General features: G+C 72.6%; 15 protein-coding genes. 11 read left to right on the forward strand and 4 right to left on the reverse strand.

The annotated features are described in order from the left end of the window. Positions 1-22 precede the first annotated feature (22 nt). The 10 genes from QWJ41_RS08325 (at position 23) to QWJ41_RS08370 (ending at position 13632) form a co-directional block, all read left to right on the forward strand. Positions 23-529, forward strand: a complete 507-nt coding sequence (locus tag QWJ41_RS08325) for an acyl-CoA thioesterase (protein WP_302707216.1) — start codon at positions 23-25, stop codon at positions 527-529. Between the two features lie 61 nt (positions 530-590). Further along, positions 591-2051, forward strand: coding sequence for an LCP family protein (locus tag QWJ41_RS08330; RefSeq protein ID WP_302707218.1), 1461 nt, complete (start codon positions 591-593; stop codon positions 2049-2051). A 36-nt stretch (positions 2052-2087) separates the two neighbouring features. Next, the gene (locus QWJ41_RS08335; RefSeq protein ID WP_302707219.1) at positions 2088-3152 is read left to right on the forward strand and encodes a 5'-3' exonuclease; all 1065 of its coding nucleotides are present in this window, start codon (positions 2088-2090) and stop codon (positions 3150-3152) included. 81 nt (positions 3153-3233) lie between these two features. Next, positions 3234-4169 (forward strand): glycosyltransferase family 2 protein, encoded by a 936-nt coding sequence (locus QWJ41_RS08340; protein WP_302707221.1) that lies wholly within the window; start codon positions 3234-3236, stop codon positions 4167-4169. Continuing rightward, positions 4166-5065 (forward strand): glycosyltransferase family 2 protein, encoded by a 900-nt coding sequence (locus QWJ41_RS08345; protein ID WP_302707222.1) that lies wholly within the window; start codon positions 4166-4168, stop codon positions 5063-5065. The genes QWJ41_RS08340 and QWJ41_RS08345 overlap by 4 nt, the downstream gene beginning before the upstream one ends. Before the next feature lie 6 nt (positions 5066-5071). Beyond that, positions 5072-6271 (forward strand): UDP-galactopyranose mutase, encoded by a 1200-nt coding sequence (glf, locus tag QWJ41_RS08350; RefSeq protein WP_302707224.1) that lies wholly within the window; start codon positions 5072-5074, stop codon positions 6269-6271. Beyond that, on the forward strand, positions 6268-8277 hold the full coding sequence (locus QWJ41_RS08355) for a glycosyltransferase (protein WP_302707225.1): 2010 nt from the start codon (positions 6268-6270) through the stop codon (positions 8275-8277). Before glf ends, QWJ41_RS08355 begins: the two co-directional genes overlap by 4 nt. After that, positions 8270-9166: an ABC transporter permease gene (locus QWJ41_RS08360; protein ID WP_302707227.1), complete on the forward strand. Its 897-nt coding sequence runs from the start codon at positions 8270-8272 to the stop codon at positions 9164-9166. Before QWJ41_RS08355 ends, QWJ41_RS08360 begins: the two co-directional genes overlap by 8 nt. Continuing rightward, positions 9163-9942, forward strand: a complete 780-nt coding sequence (locus QWJ41_RS08365; RefSeq protein ID WP_302707229.1) for an ABC transporter ATP-binding protein — start codon at positions 9163-9165, stop codon at positions 9940-9942. Before QWJ41_RS08360 ends, QWJ41_RS08365 begins: the two co-directional genes overlap by 4 nt. 864 nt (positions 9943-10806) lie before the next feature. Beyond that, positions 10807-13632 (forward strand): FG-GAP-like repeat-containing protein, encoded by a 2826-nt coding sequence (locus tag QWJ41_RS08370; protein WP_302707231.1) that lies wholly within the window; start codon positions 10807-10809, stop codon positions 13630-13632. Here QWJ41_RS08370 and QWJ41_RS08375 read toward each other — a convergent pair. Further along, positions 13614-14354, reverse strand: a complete 741-nt coding sequence (locus QWJ41_RS08375; RefSeq protein WP_302707233.1) for a TIGR03089 family protein — start codon at positions 14352-14354, stop codon at positions 13614-13616. The genes QWJ41_RS08370 and QWJ41_RS08375 overlap by 19 nt on opposite strands. Positions 14355-14378: 24 nt before the next feature. On the opposite strand from QWJ41_RS08375, the gene QWJ41_RS08380 reads away from it, so the two are divergent. Next, positions 14379-15461, forward strand: a complete 1083-nt coding sequence (locus tag QWJ41_RS08380; protein ID WP_302707234.1) for a mannose-1-phosphate guanylyltransferase — start codon at positions 14379-14381, stop codon at positions 15459-15461. Positions 15462-15486: 25 nt separating this feature from the next. On the opposite strand, the gene QWJ41_RS08385 is transcribed toward QWJ41_RS08380, so the two are convergent. The 3 genes from QWJ41_RS08385 to cofD form a co-directional block, all read right to left on the reverse strand. Further along, complete coding sequence (locus QWJ41_RS08385; RefSeq protein ID WP_302707235.1) at positions 15487-16239, reverse strand: DUF3105 domain-containing protein; 753 nt, start codon at positions 16237-16239, stop codon at positions 15487-15489. A 63-nt stretch (positions 16240-16302) separates the two neighbouring features. Next, on the reverse strand, positions 16303-17313 hold the full coding sequence (cofE, locus tag QWJ41_RS08390; RefSeq protein ID WP_302707236.1) for a coenzyme F420-0:L-glutamate ligase: 1011 nt from the start codon (positions 17311-17313) through the stop codon (positions 16303-16305). Continuing rightward, positions 17310-18323, reverse strand: a complete 1014-nt coding sequence (gene cofD, locus QWJ41_RS08395; RefSeq protein WP_302707238.1) for a 2-phospho-L-lactate transferase — start codon at positions 18321-18323, stop codon at positions 17310-17312. The genes cofE and cofD overlap by 4 nt, the downstream gene beginning before the upstream one ends. Between the last annotated feature and the right edge of the window lie 12 nt (positions 18324-18335).

Consider the following 18335-nt stretch of genomic DNA (forward strand, 5'->3'; position numbering starts at 1 on the left):
CGCCGGAGGCTACCGTGCCGCCATGACCCCACCGCGTCCCTCGTCCTTCGCCCGGGTCTCGTTGTCGGTGATGACCTCGAGCAGCCAGGCCAACCTGCTGGGCAACATCCACGGCGGCGAGGTGGTCAAGCTGGCCGACTCGACAGCGGGCGCGGTCGCCCAGCGCCACAGCGGGGGACCGGCCGTGACCGCGGCGCTCGACGAGATGGTCTTCCTGCGCCCGGTGCACGTCGGTGACATCGTGCGCACCCTCGCGCAGGTGAACTGGGCCGGGCGCTCCTCGATGGAGATCGGGGTGCGGGTGGAGACCCAGCCCTGGAACGACCCGTCGGTCGGCTCGCTGCACGTGGCGTCGGCGTACTTCGTCTTCGTCGCGGTCGACGCCGACGGGCACGCACGCGAGGTGCCGGGCCTGGTGCCCGAGGACGCCGACGACGAGCGGCGCTGGCGCGAGGCCGAGATCCGGCGCGCGCACCGCCTCGCCCGCAAGAGCGAGATCGAGGAGGGTCGGCGCGGCGCTCCCTCGTGACGGCTGGGACTGGTGATACTGCTGGGACGACACGTTCCGCCCCAGCAGGAAGGCACTCTCGATGCCACCCGTCTCTTCCCCCCGGGTGCTCGACGGCCACGAGGCCCCGGCACGCTCCAGCGCCGCCGACCGCGCTGCTCGGGTGCGCTTCCGGCGCGCCCTGGCCCTGATGGCGATGACGCTCGTCGCGCCCGGCTCGGCCCAGCTGACCGCGGGCAACCGGCGCGTGGGTCGCCTGGCCCTGCGCGTGTGGCTGGTCGTCGTGGCCGTCACCCTGCTGACCGGCCTCGTCGTGCTGCTGGATCCCGAGAAGGCCGTGACGCTGGGCTCGAAGGCCTGGCTCCTGCTCGTGGTGCGCACCGCGCTGCTCGCGGGCGCCGTGGGCTGGGCGGTGCTCTTCATGGACGCCTGGCGCCTGGGCCAGCCGCTGAGCCTGGGTCTCGCGCACCGGCGCGCGGCCGTCGGGGTCAACGGCGTGCTCTCGCTCAGCGTCGCCGGGTCGCTGCTCTTCGGGGCGCACCTGGTCGGCGTGCAGCGCGACCTGATCGTGACGATGTTCGGCTCCAGCGAGGTGGCCGGCTCGGCCGACGGCCGCTTCAACGTGCTGCTGATGGGCGGCGACTCCGGCGCGGGGCGCTGGGGGCTGCGTCCTGACTCGATGACCGTGGCCTCGATCGACGCCACCACCGGTCGCACGGTGCTGGTCTCGCTGCCGCGCAACATGCAGGACTTCCCCTTCGCCGAGGGCTCGGTGATGGCCGAGCAGTTCCCCGACGGCTTCGACGCCGACTACCTCAACGGCGTCAGCACCTGGGCCCAGGACAACGCCGAGCTGTTCGGCGACTCCGAGGAGGACCCGGGCGTGCAGGCGACCGTCTCGGCCGTCGAGGGCATCACCGGCCTCGAGGTCAGCTACTGGGCGATGGTCAACCTGCAGGGCTTCAAGGACCTCGTCGACGCCGTGGGCGGGGTGACCCTCACGGTGCGCCAGCCGATCCCCGTCGGCGGCCTGGGCTCCGACGTCTACGACTACATCGAGCCCGGCACCCGCCGGCTCAACGGCTTCGAGACTCTCTGGTACGCCCGGGCCCGCGAGGGCTCCGACGACTACTCGCGCATGGCGCGGCAGAAGTGCGTGATGAACGCGATGCTGCAGCAGGTCAGTCCGCAGTCGGCGCTGCAGAACTTCGAGAAGATCGCCCAGGCCTCCTCCGAGATGATCTCGACCAACCTGCCGGCCTCCGAGCTCGACCGCTTCATGTCGCTGGCGATGAAGGCCAAGGAGCAGAAGATGTCGAGCCTGTCGCTGGTGCCGCCGATGATCAACACCGCCGATCCCGACATCGACCTGGTCCAGCGCAAGGTCGCCGCGGCCATCGAGAAGGCCGAGGGCAGCGCCGCACCGAAGGCCAAGCCCAAGTCCAAGCCGGACTCCACCTCCGCGGTCACCGGCGGCTCCGTCGGGTCGCTCTCCGAGGGGTACGCCGCCAACCAGGCCGGGGACCTGTCCGGCGCCTGCTGAGAGCGGGGTCGGCGTCGCCGCCTAGCCTGGGGGGTCATGTCTCCTGATCCCGGCACCGTGCTGGTCGTCGACGGCAACTCGCTGCTGCACCGCGCCTTCCACGCCTCCGCACGCAGCGGCTTCCGCGACGCCGCCGGACGACCCGCCTGGGCGGTGCGCGGGCTGCTCTCCCAGCTGGTCGCGGCCGTCGACCGCGCGATGGCCGACGCGGTGGTGGTCGGCTTCGACGACCCCGCGGCCAGCGTGCGCCGCGAGCGGTGGCCCACCTACAAGGCGCACCGCACCGAGAAGCCGGAGACGCTCGTCGAGCAGCTCGGCTCGGTGGTGGGGGTGCTGCGCGAGCTGGGCGCCGCCGTCGTGGTGCCGCCCGGGCTCGAGGCCGACGACGTGCTCGCCAGCGTCGCCGCGCAGGCACCCGGCGCGGGGTGGCGCACCGTGCTGGCCACCTCCGACCGCGACAGCTTCGCTCTCGTCGACGAGCACACCCGGGTGCTGCGCATCCTCAACGGCGGGGTCGACGCCTCGCCGCTGCTCGACCCCGCCCGGCTGTTCCTGGTCACCGGGGTGCGCCCCGAGCAGTACCTCGACCTCGCCGCGCTGCGCGGCGACGCCTCCGACAACCTGCCCGGGGTGGCCGGCTTCGGGGCCAAGACCGCCGCCAAGCTGCTCGCCGCGCTCGGCACCGGCGCCGACGCCCTCGCCGACGCCGCCGCCGGGGGAGAGCGCTGCCGAGCCGCGGTCGGCCCCGCCCGCGCCCGCACCCTGGCCACCGACGAGGCCCGGGAGCGGTTCTGGCTCAACCGCGAGGTGATGGCGATGGCGCGCACCGTCGACGTCGGGATCGCCCCGGGCTCGCCCGCACCCGGCGCCCTGCCCCTCGACGAGGCGGCGGTGCGCTCGGTCTTCGGGCGCCACGACCTCTTCGTCAACGGCGCGGTGCGGGCCCTGACCCTCGCCGAGCCCGTCCCCGGCGCGCCCGAGCGCGAGCACACGGCGTACGCCGACCCCCGCTGGCGGGCCGCCCCCACGCCCCGCCCGCCTCGCCTCCCGGCGCCCCCGCCCCTCACCGCTCCCGTCTTCTCCCAGGACACCCTCTTCTGACGCCCGAGCAGCGCCGGCCGCGAGTCGGCTGGTTCAAACCGGCCGGGTCGGCGCGCTCGGGCTGCCCGTAGGGTGTCGGCCGTGCCTGACCCGAGCCCCGACCCCCGCCGCGTGGTCGCCGTGGTGGTGACGTTCAACCGTCTCGGGCTGCTGCAGCGGCTGGTGGCGCGGCTGCGCGAGGTGCCGCAGGTCGACGAGGTGCTCGTGGTCGACAACGCCTCCTCCGACGGCACCGGAGCCTGGCTGGCCGAGGCGGCCGCCGCGCCCGGTACGCCGCTCCAGGCGCGCACCCTCGGTCGCAACGCCGGTGGGGCCGGGGGCTTCCACGACGGGCTTGAGTGGGCCGTCGAGCGCGACGCCGACCTGGTCTGGCTGATGGACGACGACGGGCTGCCCGAGCCCGACTGCCTGGCCCGGCTGCTGGCCGAGGACGGACTCGACTTCTGGGGACCCCTCGTCGTCGACGAGGCCGACCCCGGCCGGCTGGTGTTCCCGATCCGGCTGCCCGGCGGCACCCGCGTGGTGCACCGCCTCGCCGACGTCGAGCGGGCCGGGGGAGCGCGCGGGCGGCTCGACGACATCGTGATCCCCTTCAACGGGGTGCTGGTCACCCGCGAGCTGGTGCAGCGCATCGGGCTGCCCCGCTCGGAGTTCTTCATCTGGGGCGACGACCACGAGTACCGGCTGCGCGCCGAGAAGGCGGGGGCCCGCATCGCCACCGTCACCGGCGCCCGCGTGCACCACCCCTCGGTCGGCGAGCTCGGCACCCCGATGATGGGCGGGCGCACCACCTACAACCACAGCCCCAGCGAGCTCAAGGCCTACTGCATGGCCCGCAACAACACCGTCAACCTGCGCGACTACCGCGGCTGGGCGCACGTGGCGATGTTCTGGGCCAAGACCGTGTGGTTCTACCTGCTCACCCGGCGCGACCCCGGCCGCGTCGCGCTCAGCGCCCGCGCCGCCCTGGCCGGGCTGCGCGGCGACTTCACCGGCCACGAGAGGTTCCTGCGATGAGCGAGACCACCGGCGTCGTGGTCGTCACCTACAACCGCGCCGACCTGCTCGAGCGGATGCTCGCCGGGCTGGGAGGGCTCGACCCCGCGCCCGAGCTTGTCGTGGTCGTCGACAACGCCAGCACCGACCACACCCCCGACGTGCTGGCCGCCTGCACGCTGCCGGGACTGCGTGTGGTCCGCACGGCCGAGAACCTCGGCGGCGCGGGCGGCTTCCACCTCGGCACCCGCACGGCGTACGACGCCGGCGTCGAGCGGATCTGGTTGATGGACGACGACGTGCTGCCGGCGCCCGACTGCCTCGGGGTGCTGCTGGCCAGCGACGAGGACTGCCTGATGGCGGTGCGCGAGGACTCCCAGGGTCGTCTCTGCGAGAAGGCCGCGACCCGCTTCGACCTGCGCAACCCGCTGGCCATCAAGCCCAAGTCGAGGATGGTCGAGACCGACTGGGGGAGTCGGGCCGCGATGCCCGAGCGGGTCGAGCTCGAGAACGTCGCCTTCGAGGGGTTCATGGTGCGCCGCGGCGTGCTGGAGCGCATCGGCCTGCCCGACCCGAGCTACTTCATCTTCTACGACGACGTCGACTTCGCGGTGCGCGCGCGACGGGCCGGCTACCGGATCTGGGCGCTGCGCGACGCGGTGCTGGTGCGCCAGCTCGACTTCGACCAGCAGCACGACCTGGCCGGCTGGAAGGGGTTCTACATGTACCGCAACCTCTTCGCCGTCCACCTGCGCTACGGGGAGAACGCCCTGGTGCGGCTCAAGCCCTGGCTGATCGCGCTGGCGGTCGTGGTGCTCAGCCCGGCGCGCGGGGGGCGGGCAGAGGCGGGCAACGTGATCCGGGCCATGCGCGCAGCGCGTGGGATGCGCCGGCTGCCGCCATCATCCGTAGACTGACCGACCGTGCCAGCCCCTCACACTGACCCCGCCCAGCAGCCCGACCTCGTGGTCGTGGGCTCCGGCTTCTTCGGACTCACCGTCGCGGAGCGCTGCGCCGACGAGCTCGGACTGAAGGTCCTCGTGCTCGAGCGGCGCGACCACCTCGGTGGCAACGCCTACAGCGAGATCGACCCGGAGACCGGGATCGAGGTGCACAAGTACGGCACGCACCTCTTCCACACCTCCAACAAGCGGGTGTGGGAGTACGTCAACCGGTTCACCGACTTCACCGGCTACCAGCACCGGGTCTTCGCCAAGTACCAGGGGCAGGTCTACTCCTTCCCGATGAACCTGGGCCTGATCAACCAGTTCTTCGGCAAGAGCCACACCCCCGACGAGGCGCGTGCGCTGATCGCCGAGCAGGCCAGCGAGATCGCCACCGAGGACGCCACGAACCTCGAGGAGAAGGCGATCAGCCTGATCGGCCGGCCGCTCTACGAGGCGTTCGTCAAGGGCTACACCGCCAAGCAGTGGCAGACCGACCCGACGCAGCTCAGCGCCGACATCATCACCCGGCTGCCGGTGCGCTACACCTTCGACAACCGCTACTTCAACGACACCTACGAGGGCCTGCCGGTCGACGGCTACACCGCGTGGCTGACCCGGATGGCCGAGCACCCCAACATCGAGGTGCGCACCTCCACCGACTTCTTCGACGTCGCCGAGCAGTACAAGGGCAAGGTGCCGATCGTCTACACCGGCCCCGTCGACGAGTACTTCGGCAACTCCGAGGGCCGCCTCTCGTGGCGCACCATCGACCTGGAGGCCGAGACCCTCGACGTCGACGATTTCCAGGGCACCGGCGTGGTCAACGCCAACGACCAGGACGTGCCGCACACCCGGGTGCTGGAGTTCAAGCACCTGCACCCCGAGCGCACCTACCTGCCCGGCAAGACGATCGTGGTCCACGAGTACTCGCGCTTCGCCGAGGAGGGCGACGAGCCGTACTACCCGGTCAACACCGCCGAGGACCGCGAGAAGCTGCTGAAGTACCGCGAGTTGGCCAAGGCCGAGCCGATGGTGCTCTTCGGCGGGCGCCTGGGCACCTACAAGTACCTCGACATGCACATGGCCATCGGCTCCGCGCTCTCGATGGTCGACAACAAGCTCGCCCCGCACTTCCGCGACGGCGAGACCCTGACCAGCGGAGGAGTCGACGCATGAGCACCACGACCACCCGGCTGCTGCAGCGCCAGGTGCTGCCCGTCGACCGCGACCTCGACGTGCTGCCTCTCTACGTCGACCCCGAGCCGGCCGTCCTCGACGCCGACAAGTACGAGGTGGGCAGCAACCGCCAGGCCCGCGAGCTCAACGTGGCCACCATGCGCAAGGGCGTCACCACCGGCGCGCAGCTGCACCCCGACCAGATCGTCTCGCGCACCGCGCTGAGCGTCCCCTCGGGCGACCGGCTCTCGTTCGGCACCTACTTCAACGCCTTCCCGGCCAGCTACTGGCGCCGCTGGAGCGTCGTCGACGAGGTGCAGCTGAGCATCACCGTCAGCGGCCGCGGCGCGACCGTGATCGTCTACAAGTCGATGGCGCGCGGCAACAGCCAGCGCGTCGACACCGCGAGCACGGGCAGCGAGAGCGGCGGGACGTTCACCTTCGACCTCAGCCTCAAGCCCTTCGTCGACGGCGGCTGGTACTGGTACGACGTCGTGGCCGGTGACGACGAGGTCGTCGTGGAGTCGGCGGAGTGGACCGCCGAGGTGCCCGAGGACCGGGCCGACCACGGCACCGTCGACCTGGTCATCACCACGATGAACCGCCCCGACTTCTGCGCCAAGCTGCTGCAGCAGGTGGGCGACGACGAGGCGCTGCGCCCCTACCTCGACTCGGTCATGGTGATGGAGCAGGGCAAGGACAAGGTCGTGGACTCCCCGGAGCTCCCCGCGGCCCGCGAGTCGCTCGGCGACCTGCTGCGCATCATCGAGCAGGGCAACCTCGGCGGCTCGGGCGGCTACGCCCGCGGCCAGCTCGAGTCGGTGCGCAAGGGCACCGCGACGTACGCGATGATGATGGACGACGACGTCGTCTGCGAGCCCGAGGGCATCATCCGCGCGATCACCTTCGGTGACCTGGCCCGGCGCCCGACCATCGTCGGCGGCCACATGTTCAACCTGTTCTCCCGCAGCCGCCTGCACAGCTTCGGCGAGGTCGTGCAGCCCTGGCGCTTCTGGTGGCAGTCGGCGCCCGGCGTCTTCGGCGACTGGGACTTCGCCTCGCGCAACCTGCGCTCGACCCGGTGGCTGCACCAGCGCATCGACGTCGACTTCAACGGCTGGTTCATGTGCCTGATCCCGCGCCGGGTGCTCGAGGACATCGGTCTCTCGCTGCCGGTCTTCATCAAGTGGGACGATTCCGAGTTCGGGCTGCGCGCCAAGGCCGCGGGCTACCCGACGGTGACCTTCCCCGGCGCGGCGGTGTGGCACGTGCCGTGGACCGACAAGAACGACGCGCTCGACTGGCAGGCCTACTTCCACGTGCGCAACCGCTTCGTCGCGGCGCTGCTGCACTCGCCGTACCCGCACGGCGGCCGGATGATCCGCGAGAGCCGCAACCACCAGATCGCCCACCTCGTCGCCATGCAGTACTCGACGGTCGAGATCCGTCACCAGGCGCTGCTCGACGTGCTCGAGGGCCCGGGTGCCCTGCACCGCGACCTGCCCACGAAGCTGGCGGAGGTCAACGCCACCCGCAAGCAGTTCACCGACGCCCAGCTGCAGGTCGACCCCGACGCGTTCGCGCCCGTACGCCGCAGCAAGCCGCCCCGCAAGGGCCGCGACGACTCGGCGGTGCCCGGTCGCCTGGCCACGCTGGTCAGCGCCGGGCTGCAGCCGATCCGCCAGCTCAAGAAGCCGCGCCCGCTCTCGCGCAGCCACCCCGAGGCGGAGATCCGGGCGATGGATGCCAAGTGGTACCGGTTGGGGCGCTACGACTCCGCGGTCGTCTCGATGAACGACGGCACCTCGGCCGCGCTCTACCGGCGCGACCCCGACACCTTCCGCGAGATGATGGCCAAGACGGTGCAGATCCACGAGCGCCTCAAGCGCGAGTGGCCGCGCCTGGTCGAGGAGTACCGCGCCGAGCTCGGGCACATCACCTCGCCCGAGGCGTGGGAGGAGACGTTCCGGCCCTGGACCCAGGACTCGGCGGGTACGGATGGCTGAGTCGACCCGCCCGCCGGTCGACCACGTCGTCGACGCCCCGCTCACCTCGCCGGCCGCCACGCAGGGGCTGCTCGAGGTCTTCCGGCACCGCTACCTGCTCAAGCTGCTGGTCAGGCGGGAGATCAGCGCCCGCTACTCCGGGTCGTTCCTGGGGCTGATCTGGTCCTACATCAACCCGCTGAGCCAGTTCCTGATCTACGTCTTCATCTTCGTGCTGCTGCTGGAGCGCGACCGCACCGAGAACTTCGCGATCCACATCTTCACGGCCCTGATCGTCGTGCACTTCTTCACCGAGACGTTCAACGCCGGCACCCGCTCGATCGTGCGCAACAAGGCGCTGATCCGGAAGATGTCCTTGCCCAAGGAGATGTTCCCGGTCGCCTCGATGCTGGTCTCGCTCTACCACGTGGCGCCGCAGCTGGTGATCCTGGTGATCGCGTGCGTGCCCTACGGGTGGACGCCCGACGTGCTCGGGATGCTGGCGTTCCTGCTGGCGCTGGGCATCATCATGCTGCTGGGCACCGCGCTGGCGCTGCTCTTCAGCGTCGCCAACGTCTACTTCCGCGACTTCGCCAGCGCCGTGGGCATCCTCACCAACTTCGTGCGGTTCAGCGTGCCGATGATCTACCCGTTCACCCTCGTCGAGGAGCGCTTCAAGGGGTTCTCGGAGTACTACCTCTACAACCCGCTCGCGGAGGCCGTGCTGCTCGTGCAGCGCGCCTTCTGGGTGGGCACGACCAGCGACCCGGCGGCCACGGCCGCCACCGAGCTGCCCGACCACCTCTTCACGCGCGGGCTCGTCATGCTGGCGATCTCCGCGCTGGCCCTCGTCGTCGCGCAGCTGGTCTTCCGGTCGCTGGAGGACAAGATCCCGGAGCGGTTGAATTGAGCTACCCGTCCTCGACGTCCATCGTGGTGGAGAACGCCACGAAGGCCTTCACGCTGCGCTACCACCGCACCTTCAAGGAGGTGTCGGTGGCCAAGATGCGCGGCCAGCAGATCAGCGACACCTTCAAGGCGCTCGACGACGTCTCCTTCACCGTCGAGCAGGGTGAGTCGATCGGCCTGATGGGCCTCAACGGCTCCGGCAAGTCGACGCTGCTCAAGCTGGTCAACGGCATCATGAAGCCCGACTCCGGCAAGGTGCTGACCCGCGGCCGGATCGCCGGGCTGATCGCCACGGGCGCCGGCTTCCACCCCCAGCTCACCGGGCGCGAGAACGTCTACCTCAACGCCGCGGTCTTCGGGATGGGCGAGCGCGAGACCAACCGCAAGCTCGACGAGATCATCGACTTCGCCAACATCGGCAAGCACCTCGACTCACCCGTGGGCAACTACTCCTCGGGCATGTACGCCCGGCTGGGCTTCGCGGTGGCCATCAACGTCGACTGCGACATCTTCCTGGCCGACGAGGCGCTGGCGGTGGGGGACAAGCCCTTCAAGCGCAAGTGCCTGGAGAAGATGGAGGAGGTCCGCAACTCCGGGACCACCGTCTTCTACGTCAGCCACGCCGCCGGCTCGGTGCGCCGCATGTGCGACCGCGTGCTGGTGCTGGAGGAGGGCCGCCTGGGCTTCGACGGCGACGTCGACGCGGGCATCAAGTACGTCAAGTACGACTCCGACGACGAGGACAAGGACGACGACGAGCTCGGCGCCGACATCTGACCCGTAGGACGCCGACCCGGCTCGTGTGAACGAGCCGGGTCGGCGTTCTCGTTGGTTGAGGAAGGCGCGCAGCCCCCCGTCGTAGGTCGAGCAGCGAGGGCCGAAGGCTCGAGCGTCGTCGAGACCCGGTGACTCCATGGCGTACGGCGTGTGGTCGCCGTGGGTGGGTCGCTCGCGGGGTCTCGGCGTCGCTCGTCGCTGGCGCTCCTCCCTGCTCGACCAACGGGGGCGTTGGTCGAGGAAGGCGCGCAGCTCACCGTCGTTGGTTGAGCAGCGAGGGCCGAAGGCTCGAGCGTCGCCGAAACCCGGTGAGTCCATGGCGTACGGCGGGCGCGGTTCTCACCGGGTCTCGGCGTCGTTCGTCGCTGGCGCTCCTCACTGCTCGACCAACGGGGTCGTTGGTTGAGGAAGGCGCGCAGCTCACCGTCGTTGGTTGAGCAGCGAGGGCCGAAGGCTCGAGCGTCGCCGAAACCCGGTGAGTCCATGCGTACGGCGCGTGGTCGCCGTGGGTGGGTCGCTCGCGGGGTCTCGGCGCCGCTCGTCGCTGGCGCTCCTCTCTGCTCGTCCAACGGGGTCGTTGGTTGAGGAAGGCGCGTAGCGCCTGTCTCGAAACCCGGTGAGTCCATGACGTACGGCGAGCGCGGTCCTCACCGGGTCTCGGCGTCGTTCGTCGCTGGCGCTCCTCTCTGCTCGACCAACGGGGGCCCTGCGCGCCCTCGAGAACTTGACTTTTCTCGATGTTGTCGGCGTGTCGACTGGAAATTACACGATTGTAGTTACTCACGAAACCTTCCGTGTCGCATGTGACTCGTGTGAAAGTTGCGCACCGTGTGAACTTCCCCGCGCACTGTGAAGGACCATCGAATGCCCCCCAGCAGGTCTCGTTTCGTCAGCGGCTGCCAGCAGCTGCTGGTGCTCGGTGCCGTCGTCGCCGTGCTCGCGCCCGCCGCGAGCGTGATCAACCTCGACGTCGTCCAGCGCCCCGGCAGCAGTCCCGTGCCCGGCTACGACGGCGCGCTCGCGGCGTACGTCCGCTCGGCGCAGCAGACGGCCACCGTGCCGACCGCGCCGGTCGAGGCGGTCGTGGAGGAGCACGCACTGACGGCCCCCTCCGGCGCGGCCCTGGGCCGGGTCCAGGCGCGCACGCTCGGCGGTGAGCGCGCCACGGTGCTGACCAGCAGCCCCGAGGTGGTCAGCGGATACGGCGCCGTCGGCGTCACCTGGGAGCGCGGCACCGAGCTCGAGGAGGACGACATCGCCTTCGAGGTGCGCACCCGCACCGAGGGCGAGTGGAGCGCGTGGGCCGAGCTCGAGTACCACGACGAGCACGCCCCCGACCCGGGCAGCGCCGAGGCGGCAGACGCACGGCCGGGCACCGAGCCGATGATGCTGGGCGAGGTCGACGAGGTGCAGGTGCGCAGCACCGAGCGCGCCGGTGCGCTGCCCGCCGACATGCGGATGGCGGTGATCGACCCCGGCACCGCCGAGACCACCGCCGAGGAGCGCGCCGCGCTCGACACCGCCGCCCTGGCCGGGGCGGGCGACGCGGTCTCCGTCAGCGACCTCGAGGTCGACGACAGCGCCGGCACCGACGTGCTCACCCTGCAGTCGTCGCAGGTGACGCCCAAGCCGGTGATCTACTCGCGGGCCCAGTGGGGCGCCGACGAGCGGCTGCGCAGCGGCTCGCCGGGCTACAGCGAGGTGCACGCCGGCTTCGTGCACCACACGGTCAACGCGAACAGCTACACCAAGGACGAGGTCCCGGCGATGCTGCGCAGCATCTACGCCTACCACACCAAGTCCCGGGGCTGGTCCGACGTCGGCTACAACTACCTCGTCGACCGCTTCGGCCGGATCTGGGAGGGCCGCGCCGGTGGTGTCGACCGCCCCGTCGTCGGTGCGCACACCCTGGGCTTCAACGAGAACTCCTTCGCGATGTCGGCGATCGGCAACTTCGAGCAGGTGCGGCCCAGCGAGGCCGTGGTGCAGGCCTACGGCGCGCTCTTCGCGTGGAAGCTCTCGCTGCACGGCGTCGACGCCGCCTCGGGCTCCCAGCAGGTCGGCAGCCGCTCGTTCCCGGCCGTCAACGGCCACCGCGACGCCGGCTCGACCGCCTGCCCCGGCGCGTTCCTCTACCAGCGCCTCGGCGACATCCGTGCGCTGGCCGACGCCGCCCAGGCCGACTTCGGCGGCCGCCAGCTGCCCGCCGACCTCGTCGACTCCCCGCACCCCGACCTGGTGGCGCGCCGCGCCTCCGACGGGCGTGTCTTCATCATCCCCACCGGCGGGATGAGCCGGGTCCGCAAGCCGGCCACGGTCTCGTCGGGCTGGTCGGGCTACGAGTCGGTGCTGCTCTCCGACGACGTGACCGGCGACGGGCGTCCCGACGCCCTGGGCGTGACCGCGTCCGGGTCCGTCGACGTGCGGCCCGGGCAGGCCGACGGCTTCGGCGAGACCACCCGCACCGCCACCGCCACCGAAGGCCACGACCTGGTCACCGCCGTCGGCGACGTCGACGGCGACGGGCGCCCCGACCTGGTCGGCCGCGACGGTGACACCCTGGAGGTGCTCTCGGGCCGCGGCGACGGACGCTTCCGTGCCGCGGCGGCCACCACCGGCTGGTCCGGGTACGACGCGCTGGCCGGCAGCGACCTCGACGGCGACGGGTTCGCCGACCTCGTCGCCCGGCGTACGGACGGCGCGATGCTCTGGCACCGCGGATCGGCCACGGGCTTCGCCGCCGCGCAGCCGCTCGCCGGAGCCGGGTCCGGCTCCGCGTGGGACGTGGTCAGCGCCCTGGGCGACTGGAACGGCGACGGCCACGCCGACCTCTTCGTGCGGCGCGAGCGCGGGCACGGCTACGTGCTGCCCGGGCGCGGCGACGGCAGCGTGGGACACCCGCTGGGCCCGATCAAGCGGCTCAAGGGTCGCCCGGGCCTGACCGGGGGAGCCGACCTCAGCGGGGACGGGGTCCCCGACCTGGTCTTCCTCAAGGGCGACACCCTGATGAAGATCGTCTCGACCGGCGAGGCCGAGACCCGGGCCCCGGTGGACACCGGCACCCGGATGCGTTCGGCCGACCTGCTGCTCAACGCCGGCGACTGGGACGGCGACGGCCTGGGCGACCTGGTGCTGCGCAAGCGCAAGAACGGCGCGCTCAAGATGCGCCCGGGCGACGGCTCCGGCTCGTTCGGCAAGGCCGTGCTGCTGGGCCGCGGCATGGGCGGGGTCCGCCTGCTGGAGTCGGTCGGCGACGTCACCGGCGACGGCTGGCCCGACCTGATGGGTCAGCCGACCGGCGGCTCGATGATGATCTACCCCGGCCGGGGCGCGGCGCAGCTGGGCTCGGCGTACGTCGCGCACAGCGCGATCAGCGCGACCCGCCAGGTCGGTGTCGGCCTGTGGAACCGCGACGGTGCACCCGACTCGGCGTTCCGGCAGGGCGACGCGCTGGTGGCCTACCCCGGCAACGGACCGGGCGGGCTGACGGACCCCCAGCGACTCGACCTCGACCTGCGCGGCTACGACCTCGTGACCGGGATCGGCGACATGACGCTCGCGACGCGCGCCGACCTGGTGGTGCGCGAGAGCGCCACCGGCCACCTCTGGCTCCTCGAGGGCAAGGCGTCGGGCTTCCGGGCGCCGCGCTTCCTCGCCGACGGGGCGGGGGTCTACGACCTGGTGGACTGATCCCTGTCCGTGACGCGCTCGTCGGCCGAGGTCGACTCGAGGCGCGCCGGGTCAGGGTGCGCGACCAGGACCAGCGAGCCGCCGCGTGCGAGCGGCTCGGTGAAGGTGGCGAGCTCCGGTGGGGAAGCCGGGTTCGCCGCCGAGAGGAGACGGCCGCCGTCGGTGACGAGAGTCCCGGCGGCGGCCGCGCTCCACAGCTCCGACTGGCTCAGCGCCAGCCCGGGTGCGCGGACGGCGAGGTCGTCGGCCTCCGGGGGGTCGAAGGCGATGAACGAGTCGGGCTGGCCCCAGATCTCCACGCCGACGTCGTGGACGCCCTCGGGCAGCGGCTCGGCGAAGCGCACCCCCATCGGGAGCAGGGCGCAGGCCAGCACCGGCACGTCCCCGGCACGGGCGGCGTGCTCGGCCACCGACCCGGGACCGCACACCACGGCTTCGGCGGTGCCCGCCTCCTCGGCGCCCACCACCACCAGGCCCGCGCTCCACGCGGCCCCCAGGAACACCGGGCCCAGCCAGTGGGCGGGCAGGTCGAGGCACAGCGCGTCGCCGCGCTCGAGGTCGTGCTCCTCCACGAGCAGCGAGGCCGCCTTGGCCACCCAGTTGGCGTACGTCGTCACGGAGAGCTCGCTGCGCTCACCCGAGGCGTGGTCGTAGAAGGTCACCAGCGGGCGGCCCGGGTCGCGGGACAGCTCGCGCTGCAGCAGGGCGGGGAAGGTCGTCACGGCCCCGACACTAGGGTGTCGCCCATGACGAGCCTCGCGCCCATCGACTCCTTCTGGGCCGTGGTGCCCGCCGGCGGCGCCGGCACCCGCCTGTGGCCGCTGAGCCGCGCCGGGGCGCCGAAGTTCCTGCACGACCTGCGGGGCAGCGGCCGCACGCTGATCCAGGAGACCCACGACCGGCTGGGGCCGCTCGCCCCGGGCCGGGTGCTGGTGGTGACGGGGGCCGCCCACCGCGACGCCGTGGCCGGCCAGCTCGACACGCTGGCGCCCGAGGCTATCCTCGCCGAGCCGTCCGCCCGCGACTCCATGGCCGCGATCGGGCTCGCGGCGGCGCTGATCGAACGCGCCGACCCCGACGCGGTGATGGGCTCCTTCGCCGCCGACCACGTCATCACCGACGTCGAGGGCTTCGCCGGCGCGGTGCGCACCTCCGTCGAGGTGGCCCGCGAGGGGTGGCTGGTCACGCTCGGCGTCGAGCCGACCTTCCCCTCCTCGGCCTTCGGCTACATCCGCTCCGGCGAGCCGCTCGCCGAGCACCCCGGCGCCGCCCGGGTCTCGCAGTTCGTCGAGAAGCCGTCGGTGGAGGTCGCCCGGGGCTACCTGGCCGAGGGCGGCTACCGCTGGAACGCCGGCATGTTCGTGGCTCGGCCCACCGTGCTGCTGGACCTGCTGGCCGACACCGACCCGGGCTTCGCTGCCGACCTGCGCGCGCTCGCGGCCGACGGCTCGCGGATGGAGGAGATCTGGCCGCGCCTGCCCCGCATCGCCGTCGACCACGCGGTGGCCGAGCCCGCCGCCGCGGCCGGCCGGGTGGCCACGGTGCCGGCCGCCTTCGACTGGGAGGACGTGGGCGACTTCGACTCCTTGGCGGCGCTGCTGGGCGCCGACGGGGTCCCGATGACGGTGCTCGGCGACGCCGACGTGCGCGTCGTCGACGCCTCCGGCCTCGTCGTGGCCGGCGGCCGGACGGTGGCGGTCGTCGGGCTCGACGACGTCGTGGTCGTCGACACCCCCGACGCGCTGCTGGTGACCACGCGCGAGCGCGCCCAGGACGTCAAGGCCGTGGTGGCCGCCCTCAAGGAGTCCGGGCGCGCCGACCTGACCTGAGCCGCTCCGACCCGGTCAGGGCCGGTCAGAGGAAGGCGTTGGGCTCGGGGGAGTCCTGCTGGGGGTACTCGGTCACGAACTCCTCGACCGCCGCGCCGCTGGGCTCGGAGCAGTACTGCCACACCCCGACCTGGTTGGCGGTGTCGGTCTCACCGGCGCCGCCGGCCGACCAGTGGGTCATCGCGACGTGCTGGCCGTCGGGGAAGGCGTCGCCGTCCTCGGAGGTCCAGGGCGCGGCGATGAAGGCGTTGCGGCGGTTGGACTCGTCGGAGAACTTCTCGGCGATGCCGCGCACCTCGCCGAGCGCCTCGTCGTCGTCGGCGATCGTCTCGTCGTACCAGAGCACGGTGTAGCCGTGCTCCTGGTTGTGCACGAGGGCCTCGACCTCGGGACGGTCGTCGGCGGTGTAGAACTCGCGGGCCCCGGAGACGGGCGCGACGCCGGCGATGTTCCAGTGCGGGCCGAACGCCGGCGGCGAGGTGTCGTAGGTGACCTGCTGCTCCTGCGGCACGTGGGCGCCGCTGTCGGCCGCGGGCTCGGTGGTGACCTCGCCGCACACGTCGGCGGGGGCGCCGATCTCGTCGATGGCCAGCGAGCTGTACTTGCTGCTGGCGACCTCGTCGCTGATGATCCCGTAGAGCGGCACCGCGATGATGGCGGCGGCGATGACGCCGCAGACGGCGACGATCGCGTAGCCGCGGCGCTTGTCGGCGCCCTTCTGCTGCTTGCGGATCGCGTCGATCTTGGCCTGGCGTTCGGACTTGGCGGGCTTGGCCACGGTTCGGCTGTCCTCGGTGTCGGGGGCGGTCTCTCGGGTCGTTCCCGGGGGCTGGCGGGGATTCTACGGAGTGCGCGGTCGCAGCTCGGCAGCGACGCCGGATCCCGAGTCGTCGGGGGCGTGCGCCGACCACCCGTGCGCGAACGCCAGGGGGGCCAGGAGCGCGGCCAGGCGGGGCCGGTCGGTCGGGGCCAGCCGGACCTCCAGCGCGGTGGGATCGCCCGTGGACGGGGTCGTCGTGGCGGTGCCGCCGCTGACGTGCTCGACGGCCGCGACGAGCTCCTCCGGTGGTGCCGGGGCCCCGAAGGGCGCCTGGTCGAGCGCCACGCCGCGCAGCGCGCGCACGACGGCCTCGCGGGCGCCGTACCCGAAGAGGTCGCCGCCCTCGGGCCGCACCAGCGCGGTCGCGCCGGGGCCGGGGTCGTCGAGGGGGAGCACCAGGTCGGCGCGCCCGCGCAGCACCGCGAACGGTCGGCCGCCGAGCTTGCCCTGGGCCAGCTCCGCGGCGCCCGCGACCTCGTCGGCGACGGCGGGGGCGGTCACCGCCAGCTCGTTGCCGTGGGCGTCGACCCGGCCGGCGAAGCTCTCGGCCACGTCGAGCCCGGCGGCGCCGATCGCGATGTCGGTCTGCCCCTCGCGCCAGGCGCGACCCGCCGTGTCGGTGACGACCACGCCGACGACGCGGCCGCACAGCTCGTGCAGGCGCGCGCGCAGGCGGCGGGCCGAGGCGTCGGGGTCGACCGGCAGCAGCACGATCGAGCCCAGCTCGACGTTGGAGGCGTCGATGCCGGCGGCGGCCATGGTCAGGCCGTGGTGGGTGCGCACGATCGTGGTGGGCCCGCGGCGGGCCACCACCCGGGCGGTCTCGTCGGCCAGCGCCTGGGCCCGGTCGCCGCGGCGCACCCGGCCCTCCGACTTGCTCACGACCTTGCTGGTGACGACCACCAGGTCGCCGTCGACGAGGTCGTGGCCGCCCGTGCCGTGACCCAGCGCCGTGAGGAGCGCGGCGGCCAGGTCGGTCCCCTCGACGACCTCGGGCACGCCGTCGGGGGCGTGCACCGCGAGGGACGTCATCGGGCCACGAGGTCGAGCGCCGCGGCCACCATCGCCGCGGTGGCCTCGGGCGAGGTCATCATCAGCGGCACGGCGGCGGCGCGCAGACCGGCGGCCTCGAGGGCCGCGACGTCGCCGGCGTCGCCGGTGTCGACCAGCCAGCCGTCGAGCACGCCGCCCCGCGAGCGGGCGCCGTAGTGCAGCCCGACGCCGGCCGCGCTGACCTCGACCCCGATGGCGGTCAGCAGCTGGCGGGCCATGCCGCGCACGTGCTGGCCCTCGACCACGGGGGAGAGGCCCACCACCGGAGCGTCGGTGCCGACCAGGGCGTCACGGACCCCGGGCACGCCCAGGATCGTGCCCACGGACACGACGGGGTTCGACGGCGGCACCAGCACCAGGTCGGCGTCGGTGATCGCCTCGACGACGCCGGGCGCGGGGGTGGCCCGGTCGAGGCCGACCACGACGACCGTCTCGGCCGGCACCTCGGCGCGCATCCGGATCCAGTACTCCTGGAAGTGCACGACCCGGGTGCCGCTCGGGGCGTCGGCGTCGGCGACGGCGACGTGGGTCTCGACCCGGTCGTCGGTCATCGGCAGCAGCCGGACCCGCTCGCCGTGCACCGGCTCGAGCCAGCGCCGGCACAGGGCGGTGGTGACCGCCGAGAGCGGGTAGCCGGCCTCGAGCATCTGGGTGCGCACCAGGTGGGTGGCCACGTCGCGGTCGCCGAGGCCGAACCACGTCGGCTCGACGCCGTACGCCGCCAGCTCCTCGCGCACGCTCCAGGTCTCCTCGCGCCGGCCCCAGCCCCGCTCGGGGTCGATGCCCTCGCCGAGGGTGTACATCACCGTGTCGAGGTCGGGGCAGACCTTGAGCCCGTGCACCCACAGGTCGTCGGCGGTGTTGGTGACGACCGTGACGACCGCGTCGGGCGCGACACCGGGCAGCGCGCCGGTGTCGATCGCGTGCAGCAGGCCCTGCAGGAAGCGGGCGCCGCCGATGCCCCCGGAGAGGACGGTGATGGAACGCATGAGGCTACTGTG

The sequence above is a fragment of the Nocardioides cremeus genome (genome assembly GCF_030518195.1).
Taxonomy (GTDB): domain Bacteria; phylum Actinomycetota; class Actinomycetes; order Propionibacteriales; family Nocardioidaceae; genus Nocardioides; species Nocardioides cremeus.

Bases quoted from the DNA above. Each gene is read 5' to 3' on its own strand.
- QWJ41_RS08325 (WP_302707216.1), top strand. From the start codon at position 23: ATGACCCCACCGCGTCCCTCGTCCTTCGCCCGGGTCTCGTTGTCGGTG.
- QWJ41_RS08330 (WP_302707218.1), top strand. From the start codon at position 591: ATGCCACCCGTCTCTTCCCCCCGGGTGCTCGACGGCCACGAGGCCCCG.
- QWJ41_RS08335 (WP_302707219.1), top strand. From the start codon at position 2,088: ATGTCTCCTGATCCCGGCACCGTGCTGGTCGTCGACGGCAACTCGCTG.
- QWJ41_RS08345 (WP_302707222.1), top strand. From the start codon at position 4,166: ATGAGCGAGACCACCGGCGTCGTGGTCGTCACCTACAACCGCGCCGAC.
- QWJ41_RS08355 (WP_302707225.1), top strand. From the start codon at position 6,268: ATGAGCACCACGACCACCCGGCTGCTGCAGCGCCAGGTGCTGCCCGTC.
- QWJ41_RS08360 (WP_302707227.1), top strand. From the start codon at position 8,270: ATGGCTGAGTCGACCCGCCCGCCGGTCGACCACGTCGTCGACGCCCCG.
- QWJ41_RS08370 (WP_302707231.1), top strand. From the start codon at position 10,807: ATGCCCCCCAGCAGGTCTCGTTTCGTCAGCGGCTGCCAGCAGCTGCTG.
- QWJ41_RS08380 (WP_302707234.1), top strand. From the start codon at position 14,379: ATGACGAGCCTCGCGCCCATCGACTCCTTCTGGGCCGTGGTGCCCGCC.
- cofE (WP_302707236.1), bottom strand. From the start codon at position 17,313: ATGACGTCCCTCGCGGTGCACGCCCCCGACGGCGTGCCCGAGGTCGTC.
- cofD (WP_302707238.1), bottom strand. From the start codon at position 18,323: ATGCGTTCCATCACCGTCCTCTCCGGGGGCATCGGCGGCGCCCGCTTC.